We start from the raw sequence: 11,589 nt of genomic DNA, 5'->3' as shown, positions 1-11,589 counted from the left end.
AACCCAACAGATAAAATTAAAATTATGCCCATAAAAATTGATTTTGGTAATCTTTTTTTTATAAAAAGAAATAAACAGATAAAAAGGCTTACATAAATAAGAATTTGTATAGTTTTTTGATATCCAATCTGAATACTAATTAAATAAATCAGCCACACGGACGTACCAATTAAACAAAGACCCAAAAATTGTTTAAATCTAATCATCCATGAACCAGGCTTTGGAAGCAATTTCATGCACATAGGATATAAAGCAACCCCAAGATAAGGCAAAGCCATACCGATACCCATTATAAAGAAAACAAATAAAATTTGTTTCATATCACGAACCAAAGCAAAACTTACAGCCGTCCCAATAAAGGGGGCTGAGCATGGTGTTGCTAATAGTGTTGCCAGTAATCCGGTGGTAAAAGAATTTATCATTGTTTGATTTTGCTCTGTATTTTTAAAGAAAACTGGCACCTTATTCACCAACCATTGGGGTGGAGAAATTTCAAATAATCCCCATAAATTTAAAGTAAAAAAAATCATTAGAACTAATAGAAAAATTAAGAATAAGGGTTGCTGGAATTGTATCCCCCAGCCTAAAGTTTGCCCTAAAAATTTAAGGATAATGGTAAATAATCCTAAAGCTATAAAAGATGTAATAATTCCACCAGCTGTGCATAAAAAATATAACCTCGTTTTTTGTGTATCTTCATAGGTTCCATAGGTAAGGGATAAAAATTTCAAAGAAAGAACAGGTAGCACACAAGGCATGATATTCAAAATTAATCCACCTAGTAAGGCGATTAATACTATCCCTATCAATGATGACGATGATGATAGTGTATAATTTTTTGCCAAAGTTTCTGGGCTTATTTCTTTTAAAATTTCTTTTTGTTCGATAGCTTGATCACCATCAACCAAGGTTATCGTAGCTTGTTGGTCAAGAAATTCTTTTGTTATGATATCTTTTGATACATCTATATTCTTTTTAAGAATCAAAGGGATTTGAAATAAGACCCGTCGACCATGATCTAAAAAAATAGAATGATCTATTTGATTGGATAAGGGTAATGTACTTTCTATAAATAAATCTGGTTGTGTGAAACCTTTTTGGTTATAAGCTAAAACCTCGAGCATCAAATTTGTTTTGGTATCAACCAAAGATATTTTTTCAATAAAGAATGAAGATGAAGACAGTTCTTTTAACGTATCAGGTATTTTTTTTAAAGATGTTGTAATACGTTGATTTTCAGATGATATTTTTTCAGATCCATGGGCAAGAAAAAAAGAAAAATTTGTTTCATAAGGAATACAAATATTTTTGCATACTAAAAAATTAAGATGCATTTTAAGGTTAATATCATTTTTAGTTTTAGGTGTAATAAGAATTGGAAAAAGGACTTCATCCTCATATCCGAAACTGGTTAATCCTAATAAATTAAATCTGGTGGGATAAGGCCATAAAATTTCTGCATGGTCTAAATTATTGGACCCTGTCCAATCAATTTGTAAACCCGTCCCTGCATCCCCTGCATCACGCCAATATGTTTTCCACCCTGGGGATAATTTAAAATATATCCCTATAATAATTGATGAATTATCATAATATCTATCCAAATTACTTATGACACGAACTTCTGCTTCAGGTGTTTTAAATAAAACATTAGGATTAGCTGTCTGTCCCAAAGATGCTGCATGGGCAAAAAAAGTAAAGAATGCCCAATAAAAAAATATATTTATTTTTCTTAAGAAAAAGATCAAAATCTTGTTATCCTGATTTAAATAATTATATAGAATTCTAGTATAAACAGAACAAAAATCTAACTCTATTAAAAAGTGTAAATAAATTATGATTACTTCTTATGAACAAACTAATGGTTATTTAACTGGCCAGCTTTTAATTGCGATGCCCCAAATGCAAGATCCACGTTTTTTAAAAAGTGTTATTTATATTTGTGTCCACAATCAAGAAGGAGCTATGGGTCTTGTTGTCAATAAACTTGTGGGATCAATCGGATTTAAAGATTTACTTCAAGAATTAAATATTACCAGTAATATAAATTTTTCTCTTCCTATTTATTCGGGTGGTCCTATTGAACCTAATCGTGGATTTGTTTTACATTCAACTGATTACCAAGAAACGAATACCATTTCTATTAATAATAATCTGGCTTTAACTGCAACCATTAATGTTTTACGCAGTATTGCAGATGGGCAAGGGCCACAAAAAAGATTAATTACCTTGGGATATGCGGGTTGGGGTCCAGGTCAGCTTGACCAAGAAATTCATGAAAATGGATGGCTTAATTTAGAGACAGATGAAAATATATTGTTTGAAGTAAATTATGAAAAAAAATGGGAACATGCCATCCAAAAAATTGGGGCCAATGTTGGACATCTTTCTTCAGAAATTGGACATGCATAAAATTATATTTAATTTTGATTCAATCCAAATTTTTGATATAATATATTCAAACTATTCCCTGGATCCTTTTGGCCCAAATAAGCTAACGTTGCAGGTGTTTTAATAAAATTTGATGCAACTTGTTGAAGTTGGTTTAAACTTACATCATTAAAATTTTTAATCATTTGGGTCAAACTTATCGATTGGCCATAAATTAAAATATGATTGGCAAGTTGTTCACACCGTCTTCTGGAGCTTTCCTTTGACATTTTCAAACTTGCGATTAATTGATTTTTTGCGCGTACAATTTCCTCTTCAACCAAATCATGGGGTAATCTTAACAATTCATCGGTTAAAACCGATGCCATTTCTTGAACCTGGCTCTGGCCTGTGCCTGCATAAATACCAATCATCCCATTATCACTAAAAGAATGGCTAAAACTATAAATTGAATAAACCAATCCCCTTTTTTCCCGTATTTGTTGGAATAGCCTGGATGACATACCCCCTCCCAACAAGGTCACCAAAATTTGAAGTGCGTAATAATCTTTGTGATAAAAATCTAATCCTTGGAAACCTAAAACAAATTGAACTTGTTCCAAATCACGTTGGATTTTTACTTCCCCACCTTTATATAAAGCAGGTTTTTGTTCCGGTTTTATAATAGAAAGAGGATAATGAAAAAGTTGTTCGACCCAACCCACCAATTTATCATGATCGATATTGCCAGCTGCCGTTACAACCATGGTTGAAGGCAAATATGCCGTCTTTATATACTCATGTAATATGTCGCTCGTTATTTTTTCAATATCAGACTTTTTGCCTAAAATAGGTTTACCCAAAGGATGATTTGGATAAAATTTTTCATAAAAACAATCAAAAATATAATCATCCGGTGTATCTTGAGATTGGGCTATTTCCTGGCCAATAACATCACATTCACATTTTATTTCTTTTTCATCAAAGGTAGAATTTTGTAAGATATCAGCTAATATATCAACAGCCAAATAAGCATCATTGGCTAAAATTTGGGCATAATAACAGGTTTGTTCACGCGATGTATAAGCGTTAATATGCCCACCCACATTTTCTATTTCACGTGAAATTTCAACTGAACTGCGGCGCTTTGTCCCCTTAAAAGCCATATGTTCAAGAAAATGGGCAAGCCCATTATACCCTTCTGGCTCATGTCTTGTACCTTTTCCTATCCAAACACCAAGACTGACCGATTCAACATCAGCCATTTTATCTGAAGCAACACGTAATCCATTTGATAAAGTTGTTAATTTAATTTGTGACATGGGTTTTTCCTGAAGATCTTTCTTGATACCAATTTTTAATAAAGTTAATAAATAAAGATAAATTATTAGGCATTTCTTTTTGTCGTTCTTGTTTATCTTTTAATTCTGTTAAATAAGGGGGCACATCCGGATATCGATGAAGCGCTTGATACACGGCATCTGGAAATTTTGCAGGATGGGCCGTTGATAAAACTACCGTGTTAGGTGAAGAAGACAGTTTTTGATTTTGTAAAGCTGCTGATACCCCCACGGCTGTGTGGGGATCCAATATATATCCAGTTTTTTGGTAAATATTTTTCATCGTTACAAGAGTTTGTTGATCACCCGTTTTATAAGCTTTAAAAAGATGAAAGGCTTTCTCGTCTCGGTTGATAGGAAATTCAAAAACACCTTTATCTTGAAATTGTTTCATTAAACTATCTACAACATTTGTTTGATGATGGCATAAATCAAAAAGTAATCTTTCAAAATTGCTGGCTTGTTGAATATCCATACTTGGGGATAAAGTAGGCTCAACCTTATGAATAGCCATCATACCAGAATTAAAAAAACGAGTTAAGATATCATTATTATTTGTGGCAACAATTAACTGTTCAACTGGTAATCCCATTTTCCACGCAGCATATCCCGCATAAATATTACCAAAATTTCCTGTAGGAACAACAAAATTAAGGGGTACTGTCTCATCATCGGACAGCACAAAACTTGCCATAAAATAATAAACTATTTGGGCCATCAATCGTGCCCAGTTAATTGAATTCACGGCACATAAATTTAAAGAAGACCGAAGATGTTGATCAAGTAAAATTCTTTTTACTAAATGTTGACATTCATCAAAAGTACCATCCAAAGCAATAACTTCTATATTATCAGAATGCACTGTTGTCATTTGACGTCTCTGCATATCGGAAATACGGCCGCTAGGGTAGAGAACAACAACATCAATATGGGATTGCCCTTTAAAAGCTTCAATAGCTGATGCCCCTGTATCACCCGATGTTGCGCAAACAATCATCAATCTTTGTTTTTTTTGGTGCAAAATCCAATTTAAAATTCTGGCTAAAAATTGCATCGCAATATCTTTAAAAGCTAAACTTGGTCCATGAAATAATTCCATAATCCATAAGCGATCATCAAGTTGCTTTAAAGGAGTTATTAAGGGATGATGAAATACCTTGTACGCATCGTTAATAAGCATTGCAAATTCGGCTTTTGTAAAATGATCTTGCACAAAAGGATAAAGGATAAAAGAAGCTAATTTTTGATAGGATTTCTCTTTACATAAAAGTTTTTGTGTTGATGGATCAAAAACTGGCCATGATTCTGGTACATAGAGACCCCCATCTGGGGCCAAACCCGTCTTAACAATTTCAATAAAATCTAAGCTTTTTGTGATATCTCGTGTACTTATGTAACGCACTTTGATCAATTCCCTTTGCCAAATCAGCCTTAATTAGGGTAAAGTAGCCAACAAAACAATTCAAGGGCAAGTTAGAGGAAAGATATCGTGAGGATTTTCCCAAAAAATGACATAAATTTTTTTTATTCTCTTTTAAGAGAGATATTTTTTATTGGTTTTCTTTTTATTTGCTCTATTCTTATTTATACTATCCCAAGTCAGGCTGAAACAAAAGTTACAAAATTTTTAGTTGATATTCATGATCAACTTTGGCTTTTAGATCAAGATCATAAACCTTTGGCCAGACTTTCCCCACCCCTTGGCCCCATTTGTGAGGCTGATTTTTCACCAAGTGGTAACAAAATCGCGTTGGTTCCTTGTAATCACCCAGGTACAATTTACCTTACAGACGATTTGCTTCATGTAACCGCTGCAATTACTATTGGGGAACGTTCCGGTACAGCAGCCGAAGGATTAGAATGGCTTAATGAAACTTTACTTTCCTATGTGGGATATTTGGGTCCCCAAGGTGGTCTATATACTCTTTTATCACTTCCCCAAGATGATAAAATAGAAAATACCCAAATTATCATGACAGCAGAAAGTTCAAATTGTTCCCCTAATGCTGATTTATCTCTTCTTGCATGCACTGTTCAAGATCTCGTATCCCCCCTTCCTGAAGATAATGCAGAAGCCAATAGTGTTGTCGCCCAAGAATCAATTACCATTTTAAATCACGGTATTGAAGGATTAACCTATCCACCCTTAGATCAGCAAGCAGGTGAAAGATTTATCATTGCAGGACCCAGTTGGGATAAGGAGGGTAATAAAATTGCTTCTATTGAAGCAACCTGGAAAGGATATAGTTTAATTATTTTAAAACGAAAATCCCCCCTGGATCCTTTTGAAGTGGAGCGTTATGAATTACCGGAGGTCCCTGAGGAAAATGATCCTGAATTATCTTTCTCTGACCTTAATGTTATTGATGTAAAATGGCCCGACCATTATTGGCAAATTACCCTAGACCAACCCAATCCCGGACAAATTAATTTAACCACGCCCCCTCTTACATCGAAACCAGAACCAGACCAGATTGAAGTTAAACTTCCCAATCAACAAAAATATCAAGCCACTATTTTAAATCGCTTTTATTCCAACCCAACAAATCCATAATTAATTCGATAAATAACGACGTTTTAAATGATTTTTAAAGATGTCGGGGTCCAAGGGCTTGCCTGTTGCCCGTACCAGTAAGTTTGATATTTCCAAAGACGACCCATGGAGATGAATATTTTTATTAAGCCATGTATTGATCGTTGAAAAATTACCGCGTTCAATTTCTTGATCAATAGTTGGATGGTCATGACTAAGGGCCGCAAAAAGTTGGGCCGCCGTCATCGCACCCAAAGTATAAGTTGGAAAATATCCCCATGCTCCATCATACCAATGAATATCTTGTAAACACCCCATTTGATCATTAGGTGGAACAACGCCTAATAAAGATTTCATGCCCTTGTTCCAAGCATCAGGTAATTCTTTCAACTCCATAGTTTGGTTAATCAATGCCTTTTCTAGTCTGTAACGCAAAATCACATGGGCTGGATAGGTTACTTCATCCGCATTAACACGAATAAAATCTGCTTTGACCTGGTTTAAATGACGATAAATATTATCAGGTGTATAGGCGGGACCTTCTCTTTTAAAACTATCCATAAATAAAGGGGCCAAAAATTTTGCGAACGCTTTGGAATGACCAATTTGCTTTTCCATAAACAAAGATTGGCTTTCATGGATACCCATACTTCGGGCCATACCCACAGGCTGATACCGCCATTCTTTAGGTAAATGTTGTTCATAAAGAGCATGACCTGTTTCATGAACAATACCCATAAAAGCTGGCATAAAATCATCTTCTGTATATCGGGTAGTTAAACGCACATCATCAGGTACCCCACCACAAAAAGGATGAATACTTGTATCCAATCGTCCATGATTAAAATCAAATCCCAAAGATTTCATAATTTTTATACCTAGATCTTTTTGATCTGATACTTTAAAAGGACCGGAAATAGGTAAAGGTGCAGGTAAAGATGCCTGAAAGGTTAAAACTTGTTCTAGAAAATCGGGTAAAAAATTACTGTAATTATCAAAAATTGGATCTATATCTGTAGATTTGCTTCCAGGTTCATAATAATCCAATAAAGCATCATAAAAACTACACCCCAATTTTTCTGCTTTCATCATCGCTGATTGGCGGGTTAAATTAAGTACCTCTTGCAAAAAAGGGAGAACCATTTGAAAATCAGATTTTTGCCTAGCTTCACGCCATGTTGCTTCACACCGGCTGCAAGCCAAGGATAAAGCTTCCACCAATTTTTTTTCTATAAGTGTCTGGTTAATCCAAACCCGTTGCATTTCACGCACATTGGATTTTTGTAAGGCATTTAATGTTTTATCTGAGAGTGATGCGTCAAAAAGATCAGCTATATCCGGGCGCATTAAAATGTCATGGGCCATGACCTTTAACAAAGCCATTTGCTGAGCCCTTGATTCCATTCCACCTTGGGGCATCATCGAGGCCATATCCCAAGATAAAACAGCCAAACAATCATTTAACGTATAATATTGGCGATAATAATCTTCCAACACATTATAGGCTGAAGCTTTTGTCATATCTATTTTCCTTTATTTTTTATCGTATACCGCGCAAAAATAAAAACCATGATTAAGGCAAGACCATACCAGGTTAATGCATAGCTTAAATGATGGTTGGGTAATGTATCAAGATGTTTATCCCCAATGGGTAAAATATTTTCAAAAATTTGTGGGCGAAGCAATTCAAGATAAAAAGGAACATAGTGATTTATGTTAAAAAAATGCGACAAATCATTGATATCTATCCAATACCATTCATTTTTTGAGGGTTGATTATCAGGCACAAAAAAAGATGATTTTTCTGGTATCCTTATAATACCTTCAATCTCTAGGGGCATAGATGCGGAAGAAAAATCCAGCTGATCTTTTTGATTTATATCCAACCATCCCTGATTAATCCAAAGGGTTTGATTGCTATTGTCGGGATAAAAAGCACTAACCACCCAATAGCCATTTTTACCTTCCCAAGTTTTGGATAGAATATAAACTGTTTTGGTTAAATCAAAAATACCCTTAACTTCTGCGCGCTTAAATTGATCCGCCATACCCAAATTATTGGAAAAATTTATGGGTGCGGCATGTAATCTTTGATCTATATCAGCAATTAATTTTTCTTTCCACGAAAGCCTATAAAGCTGCCATGTACCAAGGCCCATCAAAATAACAAATAGAATGAGTGTAATAAAATTTGGCCCCGTTTTATATTTTAACAAAGATTTTATCATCTATGTTAATGTATCATCCCAATTTGATGCTTTATACCTATATTGCATCAAAATCCACCATGCCTTAATGGGGCGCAACAAACCAATTGTGCTTATTAGGGTGAAAGGAAACCAAATTACATAATGGACCCATAAGGGTGGATGATATAAAGAATCCAAATAAAGTGCCATGACCACCACCAGAGCACCCAAAATAAATACCGCTAAAAAAGCTGGTCCATCCCCACTATCCACATTTTTAAAAGAAAGATGACACACCAAACATTGATCGGTAACTGTTAAAAATCCTTTAAACAAAGATGCTTGTCCACAGCGCGGACATCTGCACCATAGTACTTTAAAAAAACTAGATCGGTTGGGATAAGAACCGTTCATTATTCAACGCCATGAAGCGTTCCAGCACCACCGACATAAATAGCAATAAAAAGGAAAAGCCATACAACATCAACAAAATGCCAATACCAAGCAGCTGCTTCAAACCCAAAATGTCTTTGAGGTGTAAAGTGCCCCCGATAAGAACGATATAAACATACGATAAGAAAGATGGTCCCGATTATAACATGGGCCCCATGAAACCCAGTTGCCATATAGAAGGCTGACGCATAAATACCATCTTGAAACCCAAAAGCAGCATGATGATATTCATAAGCCTGAAAACAGGTAAACGATATACCGAGCAGGATGGTGATACCTAACCCTCTTAATAAATCACGACGATTATTTTCCAACATCGCATGATGGGCCCAGGTTAAAGTTGATCCCGATAATAATAGGATTAAGGTATTCATCAATGGTATATCAAAAGGATCAAAGGTTTGAATATTGGAAGGTGGCCAAATTTTACCAATCGCCGCTGTCGGGAATAAACTTGCATTAAAATAGGCCCAAAAGAATGCCGCAAAAAACATAATTTCGGATGCAATGAAAAGCGCCATCCCATAACGCAAGCCAATTTCAACAACCTTGGTATGAAGTTTTAAGAAAACCGATTCACGAACAACATCGCGCCACCACATGAACATGGTGAATAAAATCATCAGAAATCCAACAGGCAAAACCCACACAATATTGGCATGCAGAAAAAGATAAAACCCCAAAGCCGCAACCCCGGCTGCCAATGAACCAACAAGGGGCCAAGGACTTGGATCAACCAAATGATAAGGATGGTTTGCTGTTGTGGAAGAATGATTTTGATCGGTCATAATAACACCTTAAAGACATAAAATAAGTTACATCTTTTTAACAAAGTTATTGATTTTAGACAATGCTATAAAATAACACATTTTAAAGATAATTTTAACCTTAAAATCATAAAAGGCCACAATAATGTGGCCTTTTTTAAGGAGATAATATGTATTATAAAACTGAAGAAACCAAAACGAATTTAGAATTTGGATTATCTTCCGATGATAGAGAAGCATTATATGTTAATTCTTCTGTACCAAAGCTACTTATCGCTTGGGTAAGCAAGGATGATGGATCCGTGGTTTCTGCTCTCAAACTTCCAAACTCTTTTAAAAAATCATTGGTGGTAAGGCTTCTACCTTTATAGTCAACCTGTTCAAAATCAATGTAACGATTGGTTTCACCATTAACTGTATTAATGGAAATAAACTCATTGGCGGAAACAAATTTAAATTGATAATCCGATCCAAAAGATGAAAGATTAAGAATATCTTTTCCATCACCTCCATCAAAGAGATCATTAGAAATGTCAAGGGTTGGGCGTACATAATCTGCATAAGATTCTGCATATACGGTATCAGAACCCTCACCATCACTTAATGTATCATACCCTGCCCCACCATAAATGTTATCATCACCTTTTCCACCATCGATTGTATCATCACCATCAATACCTGATAATTTGTTATTATAATCATCGCCATATAGTCTATCAGCAGAGGTTGATCCAATAAGATTTTCGATACCGCTTAGGACATCACCATCAGCATCCGAATAATATCCACGACCTGTGGCAAGATTGACATAAACACCATTTTCTGCACTGATATATGTTGCAGTATCCTCCCCATTCATACCATATAAATAATCAGATTCTGGTCCACCTTCAAGAACATCATCCCCATCAAACCCAATAAGATAATCCTGTCCATTCCACCCATTTAGATAGTCGTTTAATTCTTTTCCTATTAAAAAATCGTCCCCATCATACCCCCAAAGTTCATTATGATATCCAGCCTTACCTGTAAGCGTATCATCATCAATGGTTCCAAATTCATAATATGTTGGGGGAATAGCATGGGCAGATTTTAATTCTGTATATAAAGAAGCATTTTCGTCAGAAAAATTTTTTTCAAATAATGGGGTGGATAAATTTTTCGGTGTTTTTTTTGCATTAAATATAGGGTTATTCGTCATGATATATCCTTTTATGTTTAGATTACCAACCATTCCACAATTCATTATGGAATGTTGAACATACCCTCTACATTACAAAATATATATGTCAGCATGATGATGATTATGTTACAAATTTATGAAAGTTTCTTTAAATCAAAAGACCACATAAATATGGCCTTTTAACAGTTAAATAATTAGTTGATCTTAACTATTGCTGACAACCAAGAAATTATTCTGATCTTTATTCACAAATAATTCATAAGATAGATTTGTCGTAAATGAACCCGCCTCAGGCCCACCCATAACTTATGTAAGTAAGAATGGGTTGAGTCTGCCTTATCAGGAACCAAAGCTTTAAAACAAACATTTCTACATAGCACGGCACATTTTTCTGGATATTGCATTACCAATAATTTTATTATTATCTTCATTGCCATAATAATAGTTAATAGCCGATGTTATTATGTTATCATCACTAAATCTTCTTAAATTATCTGATACTTCAGAAAAGGTTTTAATAAGTTTAGCACATAAGATTTATAAATTTTTATATTGATTATGGGGATGGCGGCTATCAAGAATGGAATAGCCATGATCATCCTGGGAGGTGGGGTGATGGTGATGGGCGGGTTCAACAAAGCCGCTATATTCTTGCTCTTGAACTCCTGGATATTTTTGAACCCCAGCATGTCCTTGAACAAAGCCATGCATTTTATCCATTCTTTTCTGTTGGGTTTTGGATGAGTTTTGAGAT

11 protein-coding genes are annotated in these 11,589 nt (G+C 34.9%); 2 read left to right on the top strand and 9 right to left on the bottom strand.

The annotated features are described in order from the left end of the window. A partial coding sequence (locus K1X44_08005; protein MBX7147236.1) for a hypothetical protein occupies window positions 1–1,748 on the bottom strand: 1,748 nt, incomplete at its 3' end. 88 nt (window positions 1,749–1,836) lie between these two features. Between K1X44_08005 and K1X44_08000 the strand changes: the two genes are divergently transcribed. Beyond that, window positions 1,837–2,412, top strand: coding sequence for a YqgE/AlgH family protein (locus K1X44_08000; protein ID MBX7147235.1), 576 nt, complete (start codon window positions 1,837–1,839; stop codon window positions 2,410–2,412). Window positions 2,413–2,420: 8 nt separating this feature from the next. On the opposite strand, the gene K1X44_07995 is transcribed toward K1X44_08000, so the two are convergent. Together K1X44_07995 and thrC are read right to left on the bottom strand one after the other, a co-directional pair. Continuing rightward, complete coding sequence (locus K1X44_07995; protein MBX7147234.1) at window positions 2,421–3,692, bottom strand: insulinase family protein; 1,272 nt, start codon at window positions 3,690–3,692, stop codon at window positions 2,421–2,423. Further along, a complete protein-coding gene (gene thrC, locus K1X44_07990; GenBank protein ID MBX7147233.1) occupies window positions 3,679–5,112 on the bottom strand; it encodes a threonine synthase in 1,434 nt (477 codons plus the stop codon). Before thrC ends, K1X44_07995 begins: the two co-directional genes overlap by 14 nt. An 87-nt stretch (window positions 5,113–5,199) precedes the next feature. Here thrC and K1X44_07985 point away from each other — a divergent pair, with 87 nt between their 5' ends. Then, on the top strand, window positions 5,200–6,264 hold the full coding sequence (locus K1X44_07985; GenBank protein ID MBX7147232.1) for a hypothetical protein: 1,065 nt from the start codon (window positions 5,200–5,202) through the stop codon (window positions 6,262–6,264). On the opposite strand, the gene K1X44_07980 is transcribed toward K1X44_07985, so the two are convergent. From K1X44_07980 to K1X44_07955, 6 genes are all read right to left on the bottom strand, one after another. Next, a complete protein-coding gene (locus tag K1X44_07980; GenBank protein ID MBX7147231.1) occupies window positions 6,265–7,764 on the bottom strand; it encodes a carboxypeptidase M32 in 1,500 nt (499 codons plus the stop codon). A 2-nt stretch (window positions 7,765–7,766) separates the two neighbouring features. Then, window positions 7,767–8,471 carry an SURF1 family protein gene (locus K1X44_07975; protein ID MBX7147230.1) on the bottom strand — a complete coding sequence of 235 codons (705 nt, stop codon included), beginning with the start codon at window positions 8,469–8,471 and terminating at the stop codon, window positions 7,767–7,769. Then, window positions 8,472–8,846: a DUF983 domain-containing protein gene (locus K1X44_07970; GenBank protein MBX7147229.1), complete on the bottom strand. Its 375-nt coding sequence runs from the start codon at window positions 8,844–8,846 to the stop codon at window positions 8,472–8,474. It abuts the gene before it with no gap. Beyond that, complete coding sequence (locus tag K1X44_07965; GenBank protein MBX7147228.1) at window positions 8,846–9,673, bottom strand: cytochrome c oxidase subunit 3; 828 nt, start codon at window positions 9,671–9,673, stop codon at window positions 8,846–8,848. Before K1X44_07965 ends, K1X44_07970 begins: the two co-directional genes overlap by 1 nt. Window positions 9,674–9,827: 154 nt before the next feature. Next, window positions 9,828–10,853, bottom strand: coding sequence for a hypothetical protein (locus tag K1X44_07960; GenBank protein MBX7147227.1), 1,026 nt, complete (start codon window positions 10,851–10,853; stop codon window positions 9,828–9,830). A gap of 519 nt (window positions 10,854–11,372) precedes the next feature. After that, window positions 11,373–11,589 (bottom strand): hypothetical protein (locus tag K1X44_07955; GenBank protein ID MBX7147226.1); only part of this gene is annotated, 217 nt, incomplete at its 5' end.

It is taken from the genome of Alphaproteobacteria bacterium (assembly GCA_019695395.1).
Classification (GTDB): Bacteria; Pseudomonadota; Alphaproteobacteria; order JAEUKQ01; family JAIBAD01; genus JAIBAD01.
The sequence above is the reverse complement of the archived record's forward strand: the minus strand, read 5'-3'. Positions and strand labels throughout refer to the sequence as shown.

What these genes read in the sequence shown, in the direction of transcription:
- K1X44_07960 (MBX7147227.1), bottom strand. Translation starts at nt 10,853, where the DNA reads ATGACGAATAACCCTATATTTAATGCAAAAAAAACACCGAAAAATTTA.
- K1X44_07980 (MBX7147231.1), bottom strand. Translation starts at nt 7,764, where the DNA reads ATGACAAAAGCTTCAGCCTATAATGTGTTGGAAGATTATTATCGCCAA.
- K1X44_07975 (MBX7147230.1), bottom strand. Translation starts at nt 8,471, where the DNA reads ATGATAAAATCTTTGTTAAAATATAAAACGGGGCCAAATTTTATTACA.
- K1X44_07995 (MBX7147234.1), bottom strand. Translation starts at nt 3,692, where the DNA reads ATGTCACAAATTAAATTAACAACTTTATCAAATGGATTACGTGTTGCT.
- K1X44_07965 (MBX7147228.1), bottom strand. Translation starts at nt 9,673, where the DNA reads ATGACCGATCAAAATCATTCTTCCACAACAGCAAACCATCCTTATCAT.
- K1X44_07970 (MBX7147229.1), bottom strand. Translation starts at nt 8,846, where the DNA reads ATGAACGGTTCTTATCCCAACCGATCTAGTTTTTTTAAAGTACTATGG.
- K1X44_08000 (MBX7147235.1), top strand. Translation starts at nt 1,837, where the DNA reads ATGATTACTTCTTATGAACAAACTAATGGTTATTTAACTGGCCAGCTT.